21 protein-coding genes are annotated in these 20,833 nt (G+C 74.5%); 11 read left to right on the top strand and 10 right to left on the bottom strand.

Annotation, left to right across the window (positions count from 1 at the left end; all coding sequences use genetic code 11):
• Positions 1-35 precede the first annotated feature (35 nt).
• The 5 genes from HNR21_RS13800 to HNR21_RS13780 all read left to right on the top strand — a co-directional run bounded on the left by HNR21_RS13800 (position 36) and on the right by HNR21_RS13780 (position 3,162).
• Positions 36-1,376 (top strand): FAD-dependent oxidoreductase, encoded by a 1,341-nt coding sequence (locus HNR21_RS13800; RefSeq protein WP_182705532.1) that lies wholly within the window; start codon positions 36-38, stop codon positions 1,374-1,376.
• 34 nt (positions 1,377-1,410) lie between these two features.
• Positions 1,411-1,593 (top strand): Rv3202a family protein, encoded by a 183-nt coding sequence (locus tag HNR21_RS13795; protein ID WP_119727447.1) that lies wholly within the window; start codon positions 1,411-1,413, stop codon positions 1,591-1,593.
• A 130-nt stretch (positions 1,594-1,723) separates the two neighbouring features.
• A complete protein-coding gene (locus tag HNR21_RS13790; protein ID WP_119727446.1) occupies positions 1,724-2,344 on the top strand; it encodes a TetR/AcrR family transcriptional regulator in 621 nt (206 codons plus the stop codon).
• Positions 2,345-2,524: 180 nt separating this feature from the next.
• Positions 2,525-2,752: a DUF3107 domain-containing protein gene (locus HNR21_RS13785; RefSeq protein WP_119727445.1), complete on the top strand. Its 228-nt coding sequence runs from the start codon at positions 2,525-2,527 to the stop codon at positions 2,750-2,752.
• Positions 2,753-2,883: 131 nt separating this feature from the next.
• Positions 2,884-3,162 (top strand): GlsB/YeaQ/YmgE family stress response membrane protein, encoded by a 279-nt coding sequence (locus HNR21_RS13780; RefSeq protein ID WP_246442149.1) that lies wholly within the window; start codon positions 2,884-2,886, stop codon positions 3,160-3,162.
• Between the two features lie 66 nt (positions 3,163-3,228).
• Here the strand turns inward: HNR21_RS13780 and HNR21_RS13775 are convergent, their stop codons facing one another.
• Positions 3,229-5,043: a serine/threonine-protein kinase gene (locus HNR21_RS13775; RefSeq protein ID WP_119727444.1), complete on the bottom strand. Its 1,815-nt coding sequence runs from the start codon at positions 5,041-5,043 to the stop codon at positions 3,229-3,231.
• Positions 5,043-6,797, bottom strand: coding sequence for a serine/threonine-protein kinase (locus tag HNR21_RS13770; protein WP_182705530.1), 1,755 nt, complete (start codon positions 6,795-6,797; stop codon positions 5,043-5,045). Before HNR21_RS13770 ends, HNR21_RS13775 begins: the two co-directional genes overlap by 1 nt.
• Positions 6,798-7,140: 343 nt before the next feature.
• Between HNR21_RS13770 and HNR21_RS13765 the strand changes: the two genes are divergently transcribed.
• The gene (locus HNR21_RS13765) at positions 7,141-8,946 is read left to right on the top strand and encodes a DEAD/DEAH box helicase (protein ID WP_376766587.1); all 1,806 of its coding nucleotides are present in this window, start codon (positions 7,141-7,143) and stop codon (positions 8,944-8,946) included.
• Between the two features lie 97 nt (positions 8,947-9,043).
• Here the strand turns inward: HNR21_RS13765 and HNR21_RS13760 are convergent, their stop codons facing one another.
• Positions 9,044-9,850: a glycerophosphodiester phosphodiesterase gene (locus HNR21_RS13760; protein WP_312881020.1), complete on the bottom strand. Its 807-nt coding sequence runs from the start codon at positions 9,848-9,850 to the stop codon at positions 9,044-9,046.
• Between the two features lie 127 nt (positions 9,851-9,977).
• On the opposite strand from HNR21_RS13760, the gene HNR21_RS13755 reads away from it, so the two are divergent.
• Together HNR21_RS13755 and HNR21_RS13750 are read left to right on the top strand one after the other, a co-directional pair.
• Positions 9,978-10,859 carry an alpha/beta fold hydrolase gene (locus HNR21_RS13755; protein WP_182705529.1) on the top strand — a complete coding sequence of 294 codons (882 nt, stop codon included), beginning with the start codon at positions 9,978-9,980 and terminating at the stop codon, positions 10,857-10,859.
• A gap of 75 nt (positions 10,860-10,934) precedes the next feature.
• Positions 10,935-11,846, top strand: a complete 912-nt coding sequence (locus tag HNR21_RS13750; RefSeq protein WP_182705528.1) for an oxygenase MpaB family protein — start codon at positions 10,935-10,937, stop codon at positions 11,844-11,846.
• Between the two features lie 76 nt (positions 11,847-11,922).
• Here HNR21_RS13750 and HNR21_RS13745 read toward each other — a convergent pair whose 3' ends face one another.
• From HNR21_RS13745 to HNR21_RS13735, 3 genes are read right to left on the bottom strand one after another with little or no spacing between them, the layout of a single operon-like run.
• Positions 11,923-12,798: a RecB family exonuclease gene (locus HNR21_RS13745; protein ID WP_182705527.1), complete on the bottom strand. Its 876-nt coding sequence runs from the start codon at positions 12,796-12,798 to the stop codon at positions 11,923-11,925.
• Positions 12,799-12,838: 40 nt separating this feature from the next.
• A complete protein-coding gene (locus HNR21_RS13740; RefSeq protein WP_182705526.1) occupies positions 12,839-13,546 on the bottom strand; it encodes an MBL fold metallo-hydrolase in 708 nt (235 codons plus the stop codon).
• A gap of 58 nt (positions 13,547-13,604) precedes the next feature.
• Positions 13,605-14,249, bottom strand: a complete 645-nt coding sequence (locus tag HNR21_RS13735) for a DUF6758 family protein (RefSeq protein ID WP_182705525.1) — start codon at positions 14,247-14,249, stop codon at positions 13,605-13,607.
• Between the two features lie 72 nt (positions 14,250-14,321).
• On the opposite strand from HNR21_RS13735, the gene HNR21_RS13730 reads away from it, so the two are divergent.
• The 3 genes from HNR21_RS13730 to HNR21_RS13720 are packed head-to-tail and all read left to right on the top strand — an operon-like array spanning position 14,322 to position 16,504.
• Entirely contained in the window at positions 14,322-14,723 is a 402-nt protein-coding gene (locus HNR21_RS13730) for an NUDIX hydrolase (RefSeq protein ID WP_182705524.1), read from the top strand.
• 36 nt (positions 14,724-14,759) lie between these two features.
• Positions 14,760-15,401 (top strand): nicotinamide riboside transporter PnuC, encoded by a 642-nt coding sequence (pnuC, locus tag HNR21_RS13725; protein WP_182705523.1) that lies wholly within the window; start codon positions 14,760-14,762, stop codon positions 15,399-15,401.
• Entirely contained in the window at positions 15,398-16,504 is a 1,107-nt protein-coding gene (locus tag HNR21_RS13720) for an AAA family ATPase (RefSeq protein WP_182705522.1), read from the top strand. Before pnuC ends, HNR21_RS13720 begins: the two co-directional genes overlap by 4 nt.
• Here HNR21_RS13720 and HNR21_RS13715 read toward each other — a convergent pair.
• From HNR21_RS13715 to HNR21_RS13700, 4 genes are read right to left on the bottom strand one after another with little or no spacing between them, the layout of a single operon-like run.
• Positions 16,491-17,804, bottom strand: a complete 1,314-nt coding sequence (locus HNR21_RS13715) for a CPBP family intramembrane glutamic endopeptidase (protein WP_182705521.1) — start codon at positions 17,802-17,804, stop codon at positions 16,491-16,493. The two genes, HNR21_RS13720 and HNR21_RS13715, sit on opposite strands and share 14 nt — an antisense overlap.
• 44 nt (positions 17,805-17,848) lie before the next feature.
• Positions 17,849-18,790, bottom strand: coding sequence for an HpcH/HpaI aldolase/citrate lyase family protein (locus tag HNR21_RS13710; protein WP_182705520.1), 942 nt, complete (start codon positions 18,788-18,790; stop codon positions 17,849-17,851).
• Between the two features lie 21 nt (positions 18,791-18,811).
• Entirely contained in the window at positions 18,812-19,765 is a 954-nt protein-coding gene (locus HNR21_RS13705) for a serine hydrolase (RefSeq protein WP_182705519.1), read from the bottom strand.
• Positions 19,762-20,727 carry a LysR family transcriptional regulator gene (locus HNR21_RS13700; protein ID WP_182705518.1) on the bottom strand — a complete coding sequence of 322 codons (966 nt, stop codon included), beginning with the start codon at positions 20,725-20,727 and terminating at the stop codon, positions 19,762-19,764. Before HNR21_RS13700 ends, HNR21_RS13705 begins: the two co-directional genes overlap by 4 nt.
• Positions 20,728-20,833: the final 106 nt, after the last annotated feature.

Below are 20,833 nucleotides of genomic sequence, written 5' to 3'. Positions count from 1 at the left end.
GATCACCGAGATCGACGGCGGCGGGGAGGGACGACGTGCCGGTGACGATGAATCCGCATTACGACGTCGTGGTGCTGGGCGGGGGAACGGCCGGTGAGCCGGCCGCGGTGGAGCTGGCCGAGGCCGGACGGGACGTGGCGCTGGTGGAGGGCCGGGGGACGCCGTACCGCGCCGCCCTCCCGGCCGCCTCGCTGCTGCACTCGGCGCGGCGCGGCGAGGCGTGGGAGACCGCCGTGGCGCGCCGCGACGAGCTGACCGCGGGTCCGGACGGCGCGGCGCCGGAGCGGGCGGGGGTCACCGTGCTGCGCGGGTACGGCCGGATCACCGGGCCGGGCCGGGTCACGGTCGGCGAGACCACCGTGACCTGTGACGACATAGTGATCTGCACCGGCAGCGAGCCGGTGGTGCCGGGCATCGAAGGGCTGGCCGACGCCCCGATGTGGACCGCCGACGAGGCGCTGGCCGTGCCGGACCTGCCGCGCCGGCTGGTGGTGCTGGGCGGCGGCGGGGCGGGCTGCGCGCTGGCGCAGGTCTACGCCGCGTTCGGCTCCCAGGTGACGCTGGTGGAGCAGGCCGGGCGGCTGCTGTCCGCCGAGGCCCCGTTCACCGGGGAGATCCTCGGTGACGCGCTCCGCCGGATGGGCGTGGACCTGCGGCTGGGGACGGAGCCGGTCAAGGTGGAGCGCACCTTCCCGGGGGTCCGGCTGTGGCTGTCGGACGGCGGCGCGCTGGACGCCGACCGGGTCCTGGTCGCCGCCGGCCGCCGCCCCCGCACCGAGGACCTGGCGCTGGCCGAGGCGGGCGTGGACCTGACGCCGGGCGAGCCGCTGCCGGTCGACGAGTACTGCCGGGTGCTGGGCGTCGAGGGGCCCGTGCCGGGGCTGTGGGCGGCCGGCGACGTGACCGGCCGGCGCACCGTGCACGCCGCCGCCTACCAGGCCCGGGTGGCCGCCGCGGGGGTGCTCGGCAAGCGCCGCGAGGCCGACTACCGCGCCCTCCCGCGGGTGGTGCCGACCAGCCCGGCGGTGTACGCGGTCGGGGTGTCGCCGCAGGAGGCCGCGAACGCCGGGATGGACCTGCTTTGCGCGGGGTACGATCTGGCCGCCACGACCCGGGGCCGCGTGGAGCGCACCGGCCTGACCGGGCGGATGGACGGCGGGGCCGGGGGCCGGGTCGAGCTGTACGCCGACCGCTCCACCGGCCTGCTGGTCGGCGCCGCCGCCGTCGGGCCGTACGCTGAGGAGTGGATGGGCGAGATCACGATGGCGATCCGGGCGGAGATCCCGCTGGCCGTCCTCACCGAGGTCGTGCACGCGGTCCCGGCCTACGGGGAGGCCGTCGAGGCGTCGCTGCGCGAGCTCGCCGCACGGCTGTGAACGGTTGTGGAAGGCCGGACGACGAGGGGGCTTGATGAGCGAGAGGGACGAGCGGGACGTGGAGGCGCCGGAGGTGGACGCCTTCGAGCAGCGGCTGCCGCTGACCGACGAGGAGGACCGGCCGGTCTGGCGCGAGGAGGTCCCGTTCGACGCCAACGAGGCCGACGCCGTCGAGCAGGACCGGATCGTCGAGCTGGACGAGGACGACTACCGGTGACCTGTGCGCCGCCCGCGGGAGGACCCCCGGGAGGCGCTCCGAAGGTGACCTTCGAGGTTACCCGCGCGTAGGATATGGCGAACGAGAGACGAGGCGGCGCCCGCCGCCCGCGAAGCGATCGGAGAGTGCGGTGACCGCGACCCCGGACGCCCGTCCACGTGGCACCCGGCTGCCCCGGCCGGCCCGACGGCGGCAGCTGCTCGGCGCGGCGCAGGAGGTGTTCGTCGCGCAGGGCTACCACGCCGCCGCGATGGACGAGATCGCCGAGCGGGCGGGCGTCAGCAAGCCGGTGCTGTACCAGCACTTCCCGGGCAAGCTGGAGCTGTACCTGGCGCTGCTGGACGAGCACGCCGAGGCGCTGGTGAAGATCGTGCGCGAGGCGCTGGAGTCGACCACCGACAACAAGCGCCGGGTGCAGGCCAGCATGCAGGCGTTCTACGACTTCGTGGCCGGTGACGGGGAGGCCTACCGGCTGGTGTTCGAGTCCGACCTGCGCAACGTGGCCCCGGTGCGGGCCCGCGTCGACCGGGCCAACCACCAGTGCGCCGAGATGATCGCCCGGGTCATCGCCGAGGACACCCAGACCCCCGCCGAGGAGGCGTTCCTGCTCGGCATGGGCCTGGTCGGGATGGCCGAGGTGAGCGCCCGCTACTGGCTGTCGCAGCACGGCTCCATCCCCAAGGACACCGCCGAGAAGCTGATCGCCCGCCTGGCCTGGCGCGGCATCTCCGGCTTCCCCGTCGCAGGCTGAGCGCCGCAGCGAGCGCCAGCGAGCGAGGACGGTCAGCCTGCCTCTTGGGGGCGTGGGGGTCCTCCCCCACAAGCAACACGCCTGACCACTCCCGCTTCGCTCGGCGCGTAGCGCGGCTCTCGGGGCTCCAGGGGCGTGCGACGATCGGAGGGACGGACGGTCCGCCGAAGGGAGCATCGGGTGCAGGTGCGCATCGGGGTGCAGTACGTGCCCAAGGAACTCGTCATCGAGACCACGCTGTCCGCCGACGAGGTGCAGCGGGCGCTGGCCGACGCGCTGGCCGCCGAGAACGGGGTGCTGGCGCTCAAGGACGAGCGGGGCGGCCGGGTGGTGGTGCCCGCGGCCCGGGTCGGCTATCTGGAGATCGGCGAGGAGGACCGCCGCACCGTGGGGTTCGGCGGCATGTGATCCCTCCTCCGGCCTGAGCTGCGGGTTTGACCTGCCGTTTAAGTTCCGCCGAGCGGGCATACCGATCTGCGTCCAGCGGGCCGCGGACCACGCGGCCCCCAGAGCGGATGGTGAGTGACGACATGCTCACGATGATCCTTTGGCTGATCGTCGTCGGCGCCGTGATCGGCGGTCTGGCCCGGCTGCTGCTGCCCGGCCGCAACCCGATCGGCGTGGTGCTGACGGTGCTGGTCGGGATCGCCGGCGCGCTGGTCGGCGGAATGATCTCGAACGCGCTCGGCGCGGGCGACCTGGTCGCACTGGTGTTCGCGGTGCTCGTCGCGGCCGGCGGGGTGGCGCTGCTGACCTCCGCCCACCGGGGCGGCGGCCGCGGCGGGGGCTGGCGCCGGACCCGGCGCGGCACCTTCTGACCGACACGGCCGACACGATGCCGAGGCCCCCGCCCGATCCGGGGCGGGGGTCTCGGCGTGCCCGGGTCACCGCGGCAGCAGTTCGGCGAACCTCGGCAGCATCAGGTCCCGTACCCGGTCGTACGGCACGGTCAGCGTCATGAACGTGCAGAAGTCGCCGCCGGCGGGCTGCACCGAGACGGTCATCCCCTGCGCGGTGAACCCGATGTCGACCGGCGCGTCGTTCACCCCCTGGGCGGCCGGGCGCAGGTCGGCCGGGGTGATCCGGGCGGGCGGGGTGCAGGGGGCGCCGGCCGGGTTCGGCTCGGGGGCGGGCTTGGGCACCCGGGACCACAGCGTGCCCAGCCCGGCCGGGGTGAGGGTGGCGGGCGTGAAGACGTCGGCGGCGGCCAGCGCCTTCCCGCTGTCCAGCGCGACGGTCACCGTGATCGCCCAGTCGGAGACGAAGTCGCTGTTGCAGACCCACCCGGCGCGCAGTTCGTAGCGGACCGAGATCAGCCTGCCGGTGCGCAGTCCGGGCACGGCCCTGGCCGAGATCTGCGCGCCGTCGCACTGGATGCCGGGACGCCCCATCTGCGGGTCCTGCCGGACGACGCGCTGCGCGGCCTCGACGGCGGTGTCCAGGGGCGCTCGCAGCGCGGCGTTGATCCGCTCCTGGAGCGCGGCGTCGGTGTGCCCGGTGATCTGCGCGTACCGCATCCCGCGGACCAGCAGCCGCCGCCCGCCGGCGACCTCGATGGTGCGGTCGCCCAGGAGCGGGGTGCTGAACGCGACGTTCTGCACGACCGGGGCGGGGGGTTCGTCCTCGCCTCCGGTGACGGCGGCGACGGTGGTGCCCGCGCCGACCGCCAGCGCGGTGCCCGCCACCGCCATGGTGATCTTGGCTCCGGCCGTCGCCAGCAGCCCGGTGCCGGCGGCCCCGGCGGAGGCCGCCCCGGCCGCCGACGTGCCGGCCGCCGCGGTCCCCGCGCCCATGGCGCCGGCGGCGCCGGACGCCGCGGGGGCCAGCGCGGCGCCCAGCGGGAACATCGCCGCCAGCGCCACCGCCCCGGTCGCCAGCACCCGCACGCCGCGCTGCTCCCAGTCCGGCCCGTACGCGGCGGACGCCACCGACTCCAGCTCGGCGACGAACGCCGCCGCTCCGGCCGGCCGTCGCGTCCCGTCCTTGGCCATGCCGCGTTCCAGCAGCGGCCGCAGGGCCTCGGGAACGGCCTCGACCGGTATCGGGTCGTTCAGGTGCCGGTGCATCAGCAGCATGGGGTCGGGCGCGGAGTAGGGCTTGGCGCCCGTCACGCACTCGAAGAACACGCAGGTCGCCGAGTACACGTCGGTGGCGGGGGTGGCGGGCTCGCCGCGCCACTGCTCGGGGGCCATGTACGCGGGGCTGCCCTCGCGGGAGCCGACCCCGGTGAGGGCCGCGATCCCGAAGTCGATGAGCTTGCTGAGCCCGTCCCCTTGGACCACCACGTTCGCGGGCTTGTAGTCGCGGTGCACCACACCCACCGCGTGCGCGGCGGCCAGCCCCAGCAGCGAGCCCTTGAGCACGGCCAGCGCCGCCTCGGGAGGCATCGCGCCGTGCCGGGCCAGCAGTTCCTTGAGGGAGACGCCGTCGATCGCCTCCATCACAAGCGCCGCGCCCCGCTCCCCCGCCGCGAACCGGTACAGCCGCACCACGTGCGGGTCGGTGACCTTGGCCAGCATGAGGGCCTCCTGGCGGAGCCGCTCCACGGCCTCGTCGTCGCCCTCGCCGCGGGCCAGGTACTTGATCGCCACCGGGGTGCCGGACTCGGTGTGCCGGGCCAGCACCACCCGGCCCTGCGCTCCCGACCCGAGTTCGCGGATCTCCTCGAAGCCCTCCAGACGCCACTGATCGTCGTACATCAAGACCTTTCCGGTGTGGGAGCGGTGGTGAGCGCCGCGAGGACCTGCGGGCTGAGCAGGTCACGGACGCGGTCGAGCGGCAGCGTCTCGGTGTGGCCCGCAGGGCACGGCAGGGTGCTCTGGAACCGCAGCTCCAGTGCCGTACCGGTGAGGGTGAGCAGGATGTCCGGCGGCACGGGATGCCCCAGCGGCGCCCGCCCCGGAGCGAACCGGTCGCGCCGCAGCGGCAGATCGTAGCCGCACTCGCCGCTGTCGGGGGTGGGCGGGGGGAGCCGTTCGGAGAGCCGGTCGATGGAGCCCGGCCGGAACAGGTCGTCGACGGTCACCGCGCGTCCGGTGTCCAGGTCGACGGTGACGGCGTCGAAGCCGCCGGGGTCCTCGTCGGCGACCGAGCAGGTCCGCGTGTCGAACCGGTAGACCACCGACACCAGCCGGGGTCCGCCCAGCCGGATCTCCACCTCCGCGTCCAGTTCGGCGCACCGCGGGGGCGAGGTGGGCTGATGCTCGCCCGCCATGTACCGGCGGAAACTTGTGATCGCGTTGTCCAGCGGCGCGCGCAGCGCCTGGTTGGCCCGGTCCTGCACCGCCCGGTCGGCCAGGCCGGAGACCTGGAGGTAGCTGGCGCCCAGGACCCGGATCGCGGGACGGCCGGTCACCGGGATCGTCCGTTCCAGCGTCGGCGTGCTCAGGCTGACCTGCCGCACCACGGGGGGCGGCTCGTCGGCGACCACCTCGTAGGCGCCCACGCCCGCACCGGCGACCGTGGCGGTGACGGCGACCGCCGCGGTGACCTTGGCGGCTGTGGTCGCCAGGATCCCCTGGCCCGCCGCGCTCGTACCGGCCCCGGCCCCGGCGGCCACCGCCGCTCCGGCCGCTCCCCCGGTCGCCAGCGCCGCCATCGCGAGCGGGAGCACCGCCGCCGTCGCCACGCCGAGCGCGCCCCAGCCGCGGGTCTCCCAGTCCGGCCCGTACGCGCCGCCCGCCACCGCCTCCAGTTCCGTCACGAACGCCGCCGCGCCCATGGGGCGGGCGGCCGGGTCCTTGGCCATCCCGCGTTCCAGCAGCGGGCGCAGCGGCTCGGGGACGGCCTCGGCCGGCACCGGGTCCTCCAGGTGCCGGCGCCGCAGTTCGGCGAGGTCCGCCGCCGGATACGGCCGCGCACCGGTCACGCACTCGAAGAACACGCAGGTCGCCGCGTACACGTCGGTGGCCGGGGAGGCCGGTCCTCCCGACCACTGTTCGGGGGCCATGTAGGCGGGGGTGCCGCCGCCGGACCGCTCCCCGGCCAGCCCCGCCACGCCGAAGTCGATGAGCTTGCTGAGCCCGTCGGGCTGCACGATCACGTTGGCGGGCTTGTAGTCGCGGTGGATCACCCCTGCCGCGTGCGCGGCGGCCAGTCCCAGCAGCGAGCCCTTGAGCACCGCCAGCGCCGACTCCGGGGACATGGGCTCGTACCGGTCCAGCAGGGTGCGCAGCGACGCCCCGCGCACCGCCTCCAGCACGATCGCCGCGCCCTCGGCGGTCTCCACCAGCCGGTGCAGCCGCGCCACGTGCGGGTCGCGGACCTGCGCCAACGCGCGCGCCTCGCCCCGGAACCGGTCCAGCGCCCGCTCGTCGGCCAGCCGCCCCGGATCCAGGTACTTGATCGCGACGAGCTCCCCGTCCGTCTCGTCGCGGGCCAGCACCACCCGCCCCTGCGCGCCTCGCCCGAGCTCGCCCAGCTCGGTGTATCCGGGCAGCCTCCAGTCGGTCATCTCGCTCGCCCGCCACCCCGTCCTCGCCCCGCCGTCCGCGGACAATGCTGGAATATCACGGGCGCCGCCGGCGGGGAACGGGAATGGATCGCCGGCCCCGGCGCGTTACCACATTCGAACGGCTATTGGTGTCAGGAACCTGCAACCGGTACTATGCGTCGCGAAGTGTGACCGCGCGCAGCCACGCAGAGTGATTGCGCATACCCCTGACAGCGGTCGCCGAGGTACTGATTGACGGCTGGTCCCTCCCGCGCGTCGGCGCGGCCACCGGAAGCGGACGGCAGGATTCGAGTCCTGCCGGGTACGACGATGAGATCCGCGGCTTCCGGCGGCACCGCACCAGGTGGGGGAAGGCGAGGGAACGCGCCCACGGGCGCGATCCGGGCGCCGATCCGGGAGCGAGGACCCCGCACTACGGAGGCTGAAAGCCCTGACTACGTTCCGTGAACTCGGAGTTCGTTCCGAGATATGCGACGCCCTCGAGGCCGAGGGCATCGTCGACGCGTTCCCCATTCAGGAACTCGCCCTGCCCATCGGGCTCGGCGGGTACGACATCATCGGCCAGGCCCGGACCGGGACGGGCAAGACCCTGGCGTTCGGCATCCCGCTGCTGCAGCGCATCGAGCACGGCGGCAAGGCCCCGCGCGGGCTGGTGGTCGCCCCGACCCGCGAGCTGGCCCTGCAGGTCACCGACGACCTGCTGGTGGCCGGCGGCAAGCTCGGCACCCGGGTGCTGTCGGTGTACGGCGGCCGGGCCTACGAGCCGCAGATCCAGGCGCTGCGCGACGGCGTGGACGTGGTGGTCGGCACTCCGGGCCGGCTGCTGGACCTGGTCCGCCAGAAGCACCTGGACCTGTCGCAGATCCAGATGATGGTGCTGGACGAGGCCGACCGGATGCTCGACCTGGGCTTCCTGCCCGACATCGAGCGGATCGTCGAACTGGTCCCGGACGACCGGCAGACCATGCTGTTCTCGGCCACCATGCCCGGCGAGATCGTCGCGCTGTCGCGGCGCTACCTGCGCCGGCCGACCAACGTGCGGGCCGAGGCGCACACCGAGTCCGAGGCCACCCCGCAGGTCGCCCAGCACGTCTTCCAGGCCCACCCGATGGACAAGCCGGAGATGCTGGCGCGGCTGCTGCAGGCCACCGGCCGCGGGCTGACCATGGTGTTCTGCCAGACCAAGCGGGCCTGCGACCGGGTCGCCGCCGACCTGGCGGGGCGCGGGTTCGCCGCCGCGGCGGTGCACGGCGACCTGGGCCAGGGCCAGCGCGAACGGGCGCTGCGGGCGTTCCGGCACGGCAAGATCGACGTGCTGGTGGCCACCGACGTGGCGGCCCGCGGGCTGGACGTCGACGACGTCACCCACGTGGTCAACTACGAGTGCCCGGACTCCGCCGAGACCTACGTGCACCGCATCGGCCGCACCGGCCGGGCGGGCAAGGAGGGCATCGCGGTCACCCTGGTGGACTGGAGCGACCTGCCGCGCTGGAAGCTCATCAACAACGCGCTGGACCTGCCGTTCCCCGAGCCGCCGGAGACCTACTCCACCTCCGCGCACCTGTACGAGGCGCTGAGCATCCCGGAGGGCGTCACCGGCACGCTGCCCAAGGAGCGGCGCGACCGCGAGGGCCTGGCCGCCGAGGAGCTGGAGGACATCGGCGAGACCGGCCGCACCCGGTCCCGCGAGGCCGCCCGGGAACCCGAGCGCGAACGCCCCAAGCGCAAGCGCAGCCGCACCCGCAAGCGCACCCGCGGCGGCAGGCCGGTCGACCAGGCCGAGCAGGCCGCCGAGACCGAGCAGACCGAACGGGCCGAGCAGTCCGAGCAGGCCGAGGTCGAGCAGGTCGAACGGGTCGAGCAGGTCGAGGTCGAGCGGGTCGAGGTCCCCGAGCCGGAGCCGGTCGAGGCCGCGGCACCCGCCGAGCCGGAGGTCGCCGAGGCTCCCGCCCCGCGTCCCGTCCCGGCGCCCGAGCCGATCGTCCCGCCGACCGACACCGTCACCGGCGTCCCGCTGGTCACCTTCCAGCCCCCGCCGTCCGACGGCACCGAGCCGGACCTCTTCGAGCCCCCGGCACCCCAGCGGCGCCCGTCCCGCTCCCGTCGCCGCACCCGCGGCGGCCGCCCCGCGGGCGACCGGACGCACTGACACCCCTTCGGATCATCTGATCCGGAGGGGGGCCGGGGGCGGAGCCCCGGAACTTCCCCCGGCCAGGAGAACATCGCAGGTGAACCGAAGCGGAGCGCTAGCGGAGCTTCGGTTCACCTGACGCGGTCCGGGCACCGCGGCCGTCCCGTCCGGAGCGAGCGGAGGACGGGTCGGCGAGGATGTCCGGATCCGCGGACGGGGAGTGTGAGGGGCCGCCCCCCGCACAGGACCCGCGGAGGGCGAGGGCCCGGCGTGGGTGGTCGGTCACCAGGACGGCCACCCGCGGGTCGGTCAGGAAACGGCGCATCAGCGGCTCGGCGTTGACCGTCCACACCATGGCGGGCAGGCCCGCGCGGGCGCACTTGGCCAGGACGCCGAGCCTGGCGAGGCGGTGGTTGACCGCGACCATGTCGGCCCCGCACCGGCGGACCACCGCCAGCGGGGACAGGTCGCGGACCGCGCCGCGCTCCCAGAGCGCCCGGCCCACCGACAGCGCCGTGGTGACCTCGGGGAAGTCCCGCTTGATCAGCCGGATCGACTCCGGATCGCGGGTGGTGACCACGAAGCGGCCCGGGCCGAGCCGGTCCAGCGCCAGCTCGACCGTCTCGTGCTCGCAGCCGCGTTCCTTCAGGTCCAGATGGCCCAGCGCGCGGCCGGCGATGGCCTCCAGCGCCTCGTGCAGCAGCGGCACGGGCCGGCCTGCGGCGGCGCGGATCCGTTCGTAGGTGCAGCGCGCCAGCGGCAGCCGTCCCACGGTGCGGTCGTGGTGGGCCACCAGCCGGCCGTCCCCGGTGCGGCGGACGTCGATCTCCACGTACTCGGCCCCGGAGCCGGCCGCGTTCTCGAATCCGCCGTGGTGGTCGCGGCGGTGCGCGGAGATGGCGGTCATGGCGATACCGTGCACGCGACCCACCGTACGGAGCGCTCCCCGCCTGCGTCCGACGATGCGGGGAACCGGCCAGGACGGACCGGCGAAGCCCCGGTGAAGCGCCGCGGGGCACCGCTCGTGACCCTCGGTATGCTGGCGGCCTGTGAGTACGCCCCGGTTTCTGACCCTGCCGCCCGGTGTGCGCCGGACGGAGATCGAGACCTCCCGCGGCACGTTCGCCGCGCTGGAGGCGCTGCCCGGATCGGGGGTACCCGAACGCTGTCCGGCGCTGCTGGTGCCCGGGTTCACCGGCAGCAAGGAGGACTTCATCGCCGTCCTGCAGAGCCTGGCGCGGCCGGGCCGGCGGGTGGTGGCGATCGACATGCGCGGCCAGTACGAGAGCACCGGCCCGGAGGACGAGGCCGCCTACACCCTGCCCGCGCTGGGCGCGGACGTGCGGGCGCTGCTGGACGTCCTGGGCCCCGAGCCCGCCCATCTGGTGGGGCACTCGTTCGGCGGGCTGGTCACCCGGGAGGCGATCCTGGGGGCGGGCGCGCGCCCGCTGTCGTACACGCTGATGAGCTCGGGGCCGAGCGCGATCACCGGCCCGCGCCGCCGGGACGCCGAGTCGCTGATCACCATGCTGCCGCAGCTCGGCGTCCACCGGATCTGGGCCGAGCACCTGGAGCCGGACGCCCGCGCCGGCCGGCTGCCCGAGGAGATCATCGGCTTCCTGCGCCGCCGGATGCTGGGCAACTCGGTCACCGGCCTGCTCACCATGGCCCGGGAGATCCTGGACGCCCCGGACCGGGTGGAGGAGCTGGCCAAGGTGAGCGACGAGGCCGGCCTGCCGGTGCTGGTGCTGTACGGCGAGAACGACAACGCCTGGGAGCCGCGGGTGCAGGCGGAGATGGCCGAACGGCTGGGCGCCGCCCGGGTGGTGATCCCGGGGGCGGCGCACTCCCCCGCCGTGGAGGCCCCGGAGACCACCGCCAGCGCCCTGGCCGACTTCTGGCGGGCGGCCGAGTGCGGCACCGCCCGCTGACCGGGCCGTCCCCGGACGCCGAGGGCGTGTAACGATACACTTACTCCGGTTCGTCTCACCGACCCGGAGGTCGCCATGGCGGTGACGGTGCAGCCCCCCGAGAGCGTCACCTGGCTCGTCCACATCGACCGGGCGATGTGGGTCGGCGGAGTGCGCGGCCTCATGCTGCAGGCCCTGCACCCGCGCGCCATGTGGGGGGTGTGGCAGAACTCCGCCTTCCGCGACGACCCGATCGGGCGGCTGCAGCGCACCGCCGACTTCGTGGGCGTCGCCACGTTCGGCGCCCCGCGGGACATCGAACGGCTGAGCGCCCGGGTCCGCAAGATCCATGCCAGGCTGCGGTTCGTCAACCGCGACACCGGCGAGACCGAACGGCTCGACCAGCCCGACCTGCTGCGCTGGGTGCACTGCGCCGAGGTGTACTCCTACCTGGAGGTCGCCCGCCGGGCCGGGCTGCGGCTGACCGACGAGATGGCCGACCGCTACCTGGACGAGCAGCGCCGGACCGCCGCCTACGTGGGGCTGTCCGAGGAGCAGGTGCCCGGCGGCGTCGCGGAGATGGCGGCCTACTTCGAGCGGGTGCGCCCCGAACTGCGCGCCACCGAGGAGGCCGTCGAGACCGTCAGGTGGCTGCTGTGGCCGAAGCTGCCGGAGAACCTGCGGTTCCTGAACGCGGGCAAGCCGGCGTACTTCCCGTTCGGGGCGCTGTGCTACTACACGCTGCCGGACTGGGCGCGGCGGATGTACGGGCTGCTGCCGGAGGTGCCGCAGCCCGCGGTCACGGCGGCGCTGCGGTCGTTCCGGCTGGCGATGAACTCGGTGCCGGAGACCCTGCACGACTACTCGTTCATGAAGCCAACCCGGGACATGCTGGACCGCGCCCGCCAGGGCCTGGCCGCCGAGGGCTACGACATGAGCAGGGGACTGATCGGCCTGCGCGACCCCCGCCGCTGGCCCTCCCGCCGACGCCCCGCGACGGCGGCCTGACCGGACTCGGGCCGGGGGTCACGACGCGGGCGGCGGACTGACCGGGTGGCGCGACCGTGACGCGGCCTGAGCGGGCTCAGGTCGCGGGCTCCTCGGCGGCGGTCAGCGCCGCCCAGGGTTCCTTGGCCGGGGCGGCCCGCCTGCCCTCCGGGCAGAGCCGGTTGAAGTCGCACCAGGCGCACAGGTTCCCCGGACGCGGCGGGAAGACCTCGTCGAACGGCGTGTGGTCGATGCCGCCCTCGGGATCCGGGGACGGCGGGGCCGCCGGGCGCAGCCGCTCCCGGTACGCCTCGTCGGCCTCGGCCGCCTCCTCGGCGATCTGCTCGGCGCGGCGGATGTGCCGTTCCAGCGACCCGGCGGTGTGGTCCCAGGCCGCGACCGTCCCGCTGGGCAGATGGTGCAGCTCGACCCGGTGGCAGGGGCGGCGCAGCACCCGCGAGGCGGCGACCGCGTAGATCGCCAGGGCCAGCGAGGAACGCGCGTCGTCCGGGGTCGGCTCGTGCCGCCCGGTCTTGTAGTCCACCACCACCAGCTCGCCGTCCCGGGCGTCGAGCCGGTCGACGCGGCCCTGCACGGCGATGCGGGCGGTCTTGGCGGCGACGGTGCGCTCCACCCCGAGCGGCTCGTCCGCCGGGTCCAGGTCCGCCGCGTACCGTTCGACCATCGCGCGGGCGCGCTCCCGCCACGCGGCGGACTGCTCGGCGTCGCGGAACCCGTCGTCGATCCAGTGCCGGACCACCAGCGCGCCCGCCGCCTCGGGGGTGCGTTCGGACGGCGGCAGCCGCCACCAGGACGCCAGCGCGTTGTGCACGCCGATGCCGAGGCTGTTGTGCGCCCACCGCGGGCCCCTGGGCGGCGCCGGCCGGTCCAGATAGGTCATCCGGTAGCGCCGGGGGCAGTCCAGCCAGGCGTTCAGCCGGGACGGCGTACAGGAGTACAGCCGTCGCGGCATGCCCTCGAAGCCGAGCTGTTCGATGAGGGTGACCCCCGGCTCAGTCGTCGGATTCCCTGGCCAGCTCGCCCCAGCTCTCCCAGCGGGCGTCCTCGTCGCCGACCGTGGTCTCCGGGCCCTGGCCGGGCAGCACCCGGGTGTCCTTGGGCAGCGGGGTCAGCAGCGAGCCGATGGAGTTGAGCTGCTGGCGCAGGTCGGCGAAGTTGCCGGCGATCGAGCCCGGCTTGCCGCGGTGCAGGGTGTCGCCGGAGAACAGCACGCCGAGCTGCTCGCAGTAGATGCTCACGCTGCCGGGCGTGTGCCCCGGCGTGTGGTGCACCTCGAGCTGCACCCCGGCGATCTCGAAGATCCCGCCGTCCTCCAGCCAGATGTCGGGCTCCAGCGACCGCAGGGCCTGCTGGTCGTCCTCGTCCTCCTCCTCCTTGGCGAGGCGGGCGAAGAAGTCGCGCCACAGGATCCGGTCGTGCCGGTGCAGGGCGATCGGCGCCCAGTCGTCCTCGTCCTCTTCCCCGGCGGCCGCCACCTCCAGCACGGCGTTCAGGTGGGCGTCGAGGCCGTCGGTGCAGATGACCGCCATGACCTCCCGGTCGCCGACCGCCTTGAGGATGGCCTCGGCGTCGTGCGCCGGGTCGATCACGATGACCTCGTCGTCGTCCCCGACGATGTAGGTGTTGCTCTCGACCTCGTACTGGGTGTCCTCGAAGGTGCACTTGCCCTTCGACACCACCTGTTCGATACGCGCGTCCACGCGACAGACCTTATCCGCTCCCGGCGGCCCCGCGGCCGTTCCCGGCGCCGCGGGGCCGTTATTCCTCCAGCCGGGGGCAGAACGCGCCGAACGGGATGTCCAGGTGCATGCCCGGATCGCGCAGGTCCAGCAGCTCGAGCTCGTCCACCAGCAGGACCCCGGCCTCGGCGGGCCACAGCACCGTCCACAGCCAGCAACCCATCGCCTCGCCGACGTAGACGGCCCGGTCGGGCGCGCCGTCCAGCGCCCACAGCGGCACCTGGTGGGGGCGGGTGGGCACCGTGCGGATCTCGACGGTGGCGTTCGGCCGCCCGCCGGCGCAGACCCCGGCGGCGGCGGACTCCTCCACCCCGGCGAAGTGGGCGCCCAGCCCCACCCCGGGCTCCTCGGCGATCAGCAGCATGTCGGCGGGGCCGTGCATCAGGTTGGGCCCGGAGAGCGCCACCGCGCAGGCGCGGGCGCCGGTGCGCTCGTCGCCCACGTCCAGGAACCCGGTGACCAGCCAGCCCGCCGGGAGCGGCCAGGGGACCCACACCGGCACCCGGGCGTCCCGCAGCACCGCGGCCAGCCCCTCGGGGGACGGCCGCCGGGCGGGCTGGCGGGGCAGGACGGCTCCGTGCGCGGCACAGGTCCAGTCGCTCGACCACAGTCCCGGCGCGCGCACCGCCCGACCACAGCGCGGGCAGGTGGGCTCGGCCCTCACGAAACCTCACGTTCGTCCGCGTTCGCCCTCCAGTCAAGCCCCTTGGGAGGTGCTTGCACCGAGAATGGGCGGATGAGCACCGTGCGCTGTGTGGGGGCGATCGTGCTGGACGAGGCGGGACGGCTGCTGGTGGTCCGGCGGGGACGGCCGCCCGGCGAGGGGCTGTGGTCGATCCCCGGCGGGCGGGTGGAGCCGGGCGAGTCCGACGCCGAGGCGGTGGCCCGGGAGGTCCGGGAGGAGACCGGCCTGGTCGTGCGGGTCGGCGGGTACGCGGGGACGATCCACCGGCCGGGCCTGCACGGGACGACGTACGAGGTGCACGACTACCTCGCGACCGTGGTGGGCGGGACGCTGCGCCCCGGTGACGACGCCGCCGAGGCCCGCTGGGCGAGCGTCGCCGAGCTGCGCGCGATGCCCACGACCGAGGCGCTGGTCGAGACCCTGACGGGCTGGGGGGCGCTCCCTGCGGAGTAACGTCACCTCGACGTTCGACCCCCCCGGGAGCGTTCCATGTCCCTGCACGACCTGCTGAGGCCCCTGCTGGAGCCGGCGTTCCACCTCGGCCAGGTGCCGACCAGCCGGGCCGAGCTGCTCGGCTTCGTCACCGGCGCGGTCTGCGTGTACCTGGTGGTCCGGCAGAGCATCTGGAACTGGCCGATCGGCATCGCCAACGTGGCGCTGCTGGGCCTGGTGTTCCTGGACGGCGGGCTGTACGCGGACGCGGCCCTGCAGATCGTCTACATCGTGCTGCAGGCGTACGGCTGGTGGGCGTGGCTGTACGGCGGGCGGGACCGCACCCGGCTGGTCGTCACCCGCACCTCCCGGGCCGAGTGGGCGGGGCTGGCCGCCGCCGGGCTGGCCGCGACCGCGCTGATGACCTGGATCCTGGCCGCCCACACCGACTCGACGGTGCCGTTCTGGGACGCGCTGACCACGGCGATCTCGCTGACGGCGACGTACGGGCAGTGCCGCAAGCGGCTGGAGTCCTGGTACCTGTGGATCACCGTGGACCTGATCTACATCCCGCTGTACGCCTACAAGGAGCTGTACCTGACCAGCGTCCTGTACGTGGTGTTCCTGAGCCTGTGCGTGATGGGGCTGGTGGCCTGGCGGGGCGACTGGCGGGCCCGGGAGGCGGTCGCGAGGGCATGACGTTCCGGCACGGCCTGGTGATCGGCAAGTTCTATCCGCCGCACGCCGGTCACCACCACCTGATCGACACCGCGGCCGGGGCGTGCGAGCGCGTCACCGTGGTGGTGGCGGCCTCCACGGTGGAGACGATCCCGCTGGCGCTGCGCACGGCCTGGCTGCGGGAGGCGCATCCGCAGCCGCACGTGGAGATCGTCCCGGTGATGGACGACGCCCCGATCGACTACGGCTCCGACGAGATCTGGTCGATGCACGTGGCGGCGTTCCGGGAGGGGCTGGCGCTGGGGCGCGGGCTGGGCGTGGAGCCGCCGCCGGTCGACGCGGTGTTCAGCTCGGAGGCGTACGGGCCCGAGCTGGCCCGCCGGATGTCGGCGGCGCACGTTCCGGTGGATCCGCCGCGCGAGCGGTTCCCGGTCAGCGGCACGGCGGTGCGGCGGGACCCGGTGGGCTGCTGGGAGTGGCTGTCCCCGCCGGTCCGCGCGTACCTGGCCCGCCGGGTGGTGGTGCTGGGCGCGGAGTCCTCGGGGACGACCACCCTGGCCCGCGCGCTGGCGGCGCACTACGCCGCGCGGGGCGGGGTGTGGGCGGCGACGCGGTGGGTGCCGGAGTACGGGCGGACCTACTGCGAGGAGAAGCTGGCGCTGGCCCGCCGCGAGGACCCGTCGCTGTGGATCGGGGACCTGACGTGGCGTTCGGAGGAGTTCACGCTGATCGCCGAGCGGCATCTGGCGCTGGAGGAGGCCGCCGCGCGTTCGGGGTCGCCGCTGCTGGTGTGCGACACCGACGCGCTGGCGACCTGCCTGTGGCACGAACGCTATCTGCGGACCTGGCCGTCGCGGGTGGAGGCGCTGCACGAACGCGCGCCGCACCACCTGTGGATCCTCACCGACATCGACGGGGTGCCGTTCGAGCAGGACGGCTGGCGGGACGGGGAGAAGATCCGCTCGCGGATGGCCCGGCGTTTCCGGGAGGAGCTGGAACGCCGGGACCTGCCGCACATCGTGGTGTCCGGCCCGCACGACGAGCGGATGGCCGCCGCCGTGCGCGCGGTCGACGACCTGCTGGCGGAGGGCTGGTCGTTCGGGGACCCGCTCACTCCCGCGTGACGGGCGTCTGCGCGACGGGCGTGGACCCGGTCACCGTCTGCAGCCTGAGCCGCCGTGCCAGCGCCACCGCGATCACCGCGTACAGCACCATCGGCAGCACGTCGGCGACCACGTAGGGGAACGGGATCGCCCCCTGCTCCAGGCTCAGCTGCCCCAGCGCGGCGGGGAGCAGGAACGCCACCACGTTGTTCATCACGTGGATGGCGATGGCGGCCTCCAGCCCGCCGGTGCGGACCGTCAGCCAGCCGGTGATCACGGCGAACGCGAAGATCGCCCCCGCCGCCCAGCCGACATAGCCGTGCAGCGACATGAAGCCGACCCCGCTGATGCAGATCGCCAGCCACGGGGTGCGGAACGCCGCGCCCAGCCTGCGGGCCACCCGCCCGGTGCGTCCTTCCAGGGTGCAGCTGCCGATGGACTGCAGCAGCCAGCCGCGGAAGAAGTACTCCTCGGCGGTCGCCTGGACCGGCACCAGCAGCACCACCAGCACCAGCGGGACCCAGAAGGCGCTCCAGCCGACCCAGCTCCCCTCCTCGGCGGCGACGGCGGTGTCGTCCACCAGCAGGCTCGCCCCCCAGCTGAAGAAGAACGACACGATGCTGATCAGCACCGACAGCCCCAGGCACAGCAGCAGCCAGCGCCAGCGCAGCCGCCCGGTCACCGACGACAGGGTGCCCGGCCGCCGCCGCTGGAAGATCGGCGCGGCCAGCAGCACGAACGGCAGGAAGATCGCCACCGACACCAGGGTGAAGCCCAGCTCGGCGTTCACGCTGCCGAACAGCGGCCCGTCCGGGTCGGTGAGCGCGTCCGGATCCCGCCCGGACACCGCGATGTCCACCAGGACCCAGCCGATGAAGATCGGCACCAGCGCCAGCACCCCGGCCAGCACGATCGCGAAGGTCCCGGCGACCGGCCGCCACCACCGCTGGACCCGGTTGCGGGCCATCCGCTGGTAGGGGACCCCGGGCGGGGTCTCCACGATCCAGGGCTCCTTGACCGGGGGCGGCCCGTACGGCACCGGATGGGGCGGCGGGCCCTGATGCCCGTTCCAGCCGTGGCCGGGGGCCGTCCCGTACGCCCCGGGCCAGGGCTGCGGCTGCTGCGGCACCACGTCCTGCGCGGGCGGCAGGATCGGCGCGGGTCCCAGCGGCACCTCGGGTTCCACGGGCGCCGCGGGTCCGGCGGGCTGTGCTGGTCCGGGACCGGCGGGCGGGGCGGGGTCGCCGGAGCGCGGCGCGGCGCCGTCCCTCATGCTCGGGTCGGGTGACGCCCAGCCGCCGGTCTCCTGCTCCTCCGCCACCGGAAAAATCCCCCTCTGTCGATCGGACGAACGGTATGCCCGGTTCAGTTCCCGGGCGGCTGGAAGGACTTGGTGCGCCGCAGCCCCGCGGCACGGCCCTTGGCGGCGATGACCAGGGCCATCTTGCGGGACGCCTCGTCGATCATCTCGTCGCCCAGCGTCGCCGCGCCCCGGCCCTCCACGGTGGTGTGGTACTCGTAGGCGTCCAGGATCAGCTCGGCGTGGTCGTAGTCGTCCTGGTCCGGGGAGAAGACCTCGTTGGCCGCCTCGATCTGCGACGGGTGCAGCACCCACTTGCCGTCGAAGCCCAGCGCCGCCGACCGCCTGGCCACCCGGGTGAACGCCTCGACGTCGCGGACGTTGAAGTACGGCCCGTCGATGGCCTGCAGGTCGTGGGCGCGGGCGGCGAGCAGGATCCGCATCAGGATGTAGTGGTAGGCGTCGCCCTCGGTGTAGCCGGGCGGCTGCTCCCCCACCGTCAGCGTCTTCATGTTGATCGAGGCCATGAAGTCGCCGGGGCCGAACACCAGGGTCTCCAGGCGGGGCGAGGACGCGGCGATGGCGTCGATGTCGGTCATCCCGCGGGCGTCCTCGATCTGCGCCTCGATGCCGATCCGGCCGACCTCGTACCCCATGGTGGTCTCGATCTGGGTGAGCAGGCGGTCCAGCCACCGCACGTCGCCGGGCTCCTGGACCTTGGGCAGCATCACGCAGTCGAGGTTGGCGCCCGCGCCCTCGACGACCTCGATGACGTCCCGGTACGTCCAGTGGGTCCGCAGGTCGTTGACCCGCACCACGCGGATCTTGCCGCCCCAGCCGCCCTCGTTGAGCGCGGCGACCACGTTCTTGCGGGCCGCCTCCTTGGCGGAGGGGGCCACCGCGTCCTCCAGATCCAGGAAGACCTCGTCGGCGGGCAGGCCCCGGGCCTTCTCGATGAAGCGCGGATTGCTGCCGGGGACCGCCAGTGTCGATCGACGCGAACGCATGTGCCGGATGCTATCCGCCCGCTATCGGCCCGGTATGCGCAGGTGTTCGACGGCCAGCCGGGCCGCGGTCCCGATCACCGCGTCGGCCTGCGGGAGCACGGCGGCGGTGCTGAGGCTGCGGGTGAACACCGCGACCGCGTACCGGCCCCCGTCGGGGTACTCCACCACCCCGGCCTCGTTGCGGATGGTGGGCAGGGTGCCGGTCTTGCCGCCGACCCGCACGTCGTCGAACGGGAACCCGGACGCCAGCCGGTGCGGCCACACCTGGAGCCCGAAGATCCGCCGCATCTGGGCGCACTCGGCGGGCGGCGCGGCCTCGTCCCGCCAGATCGCGGCGAACAGCCGGGCGATCTCCGCCGGGGTGCCGCAGGCGGTGCGGGCCGGGTCCAGCGCCCGCAGCCGGCCCAGCAGCCCCGGCTCGTCCAGCACCGCCCACAGCTCGTCCATCCCGCCGACCCCGGCGTCCACCAGCAGCGTGTCGAACAGTTCGCGGCAGCCGCCGGGCACCCGGGTGCGGTGCAGGCCCAGCTCGTCCAGCACGGCGTTCACGGTGTCCGCGCCGACCCGGGCGAACAGGGCGTCGGCGGCGGCGTTGTCGCTGATCGTGATCATCATGGCGGCCAGGTCGCGCAGCGACATCCGCACCTCGTCCCGCAGCATCCCGATCCCGGTCGGTCCCGCGGTCCGCTCGTCCGGGCGCAGCGTCACCTGCTCGGCCGGGTCGATCCGCCCGGCGGCGACCTGCCGGTAGAACGCCACCAGCAGCGGCACCTTGAGCACGGAGGCGATCACCACCGGCTCGTCGGCGCGCACCTCGACCCGCCGGGTCTCGTCGTCGACGTCGATCGCGGCCAGGCATCCGACCACCCCGGCGTCCCGGAACGCGCGCTCGATCCGCGCCGCCACCCGGCTCGTGCGCGCCCCCCGCGGGCCTTCGACGCGTCCTGCGGCGCCGCGCGCCTCCGGCTCGCTCATACCAGGAATCCCGAGGACGGGCGGGCGACGACGCGGCGCGGGACGGCCCGTTCGAGCGGGGTCATCCCGGCGTGGCGGCGCAGCACGCCGGTGGCGATCGACACGAACCGTTCGACGGCCCGTTCCAGCACCGGGTCGCGCCGTCCCCTGGGCCAGGCGCAGGAGGTCCGCAGCACCAGCGGGTCGGCGGCGAACGGCCGCCACACCACGCCCTCGCTGTCCTCGACGCGCGGGGTGAGGGCCACCGCCGTGCCCGCCAGCACCAGGCCGAGCGCGAACTGCGGGTGCCGGGCCTGGTGGACGGCGGCCGGGTCGAAGCCGTGGCGGCGGCAGGCGGCCAGCAGTTCGTCGTGGGCGCCGGGGGCGTCGTCGCGGGGGAACAGCACCGCCTCCCGGTCCGCCAGGTCGGCCGGGTGGAGCGCCTCGCGGGCGGCGTACGGGGAGTCGGCGGGCACCAGCGCCCCGACCGGCTGGGCCAGCATCGGCCCCAGCTCGAAGTCCCGGGCGTCGCAGGGATGCCGCAGCACCCCCACGTCCAGCGCGCCCTCGGCCAGCGCCCGGCACTGCTCGGCGGTGCCGCTCTCCTGCAGTTCCAGCCGCAGGTCGGGGCAGTGCTCGCGGAACGCCTCGATCAGCGCGGCCAGCACCGGCCCGCCCAGCCCGGCGGGCAGCCCGGCGCGCAGCGTGCCGACCGCGCCCAGCCGGGCCCGCGCCGCCAGCGAGTAGATCCGGTCCACCCGGGTGAGGATGTCACGGGCCTCGGCCAGCAGCAGCCGCCCGGGGGCGGTCAGCTCGACATGCCGGCTGGACCGGTCGAACAGCCGGATGCCCAGCTCGTCCTCCAGCCGCCGGATGCGCTGGCTGAGCGGCGGCTGCGCCATCCCGAGGCGTTCGGCGGCCCGGCCGAAGTGCAGTTCCTCGGCGACCGCGACGAAGCATTCCAGATGCCCCACCAGATTCACGACCAGCAACCATATCGGAATCCATATGGACCTTCCGGTCATTGTGTCTTGGACATGAACGCTGGTCAGGTGGTGTGCTGTGGACGGTCCGAGCACGAGGGGGGTT

The sequence above is a fragment of the Thermomonospora cellulosilytica genome (assembly GCF_014138835.1).
In the GTDB taxonomy this organism is placed as follows: Bacteria; Actinomycetota; Actinomycetes; order Streptosporangiales; family Streptosporangiaceae; genus Thermomonospora; species Thermomonospora amylolytica.
This window is presented reverse-complemented; position numbering and strand designations above follow the sequence as displayed.

Bases quoted from the DNA above. Each gene is read 5' to 3' on its own strand.
- HNR21_RS13745 (WP_182705527.1), bottom strand. From the start codon at position 12,798: ATGCCGCGACGGCTGTACTCCTGTACGCCGTCCCGGCTGAACGCCTGG.
- HNR21_RS13780 (WP_246442149.1), top strand. From the start codon at position 2,884: ATGATCCTTTGGCTGATCGTCGTCGGCGCCGTGATCGGCGGTCTGGCC.
- HNR21_RS13750 (WP_182705528.1), top strand. From the start codon at position 10,935: ATGGCGGTGACGGTGCAGCCCCCCGAGAGCGTCACCTGGCTCGTCCAC.
- HNR21_RS13705 (WP_182705519.1), bottom strand. From the start codon at position 19,765: ATGAGCGAGCCGGAGGCGCGCGGCGCCGCAGGACGCGTCGAAGGCCCG.
- HNR21_RS13770 (WP_182705530.1), bottom strand. From the start codon at position 6,797: ATGACCGACTGGAGGCTGCCCGGATACACCGAGCTGGGCGAGCTCGGG.
- HNR21_RS13795 (WP_119727447.1), top strand. From the start codon at position 1,411: ATGAGCGAGAGGGACGAGCGGGACGTGGAGGCGCCGGAGGTGGACGCC.
- pnuC (WP_182705523.1), top strand. From the start codon at position 14,760: ATGTCCCTGCACGACCTGCTGAGGCCCCTGCTGGAGCCGGCGTTCCAC.
- HNR21_RS13775 (WP_119727444.1), bottom strand. From the start codon at position 5,043: ATGTACGACGATCAGTGGCGTCTGGAGGGCTTCGAGGAGATCCGCGAA.
- HNR21_RS13710 (WP_182705520.1), bottom strand. From the start codon at position 18,790: ATGCGTTCGCGTCGATCGACACTGGCGGTCCCCGGCAGCAATCCGCGC.
- HNR21_RS13730 (WP_182705524.1), top strand. From the start codon at position 14,322: ATGAGCACCGTGCGCTGTGTGGGGGCGATCGTGCTGGACGAGGCGGGA.
- HNR21_RS13720 (WP_182705522.1), top strand. From the start codon at position 15,398: ATGACGTTCCGGCACGGCCTGGTGATCGGCAAGTTCTATCCGCCGCAC.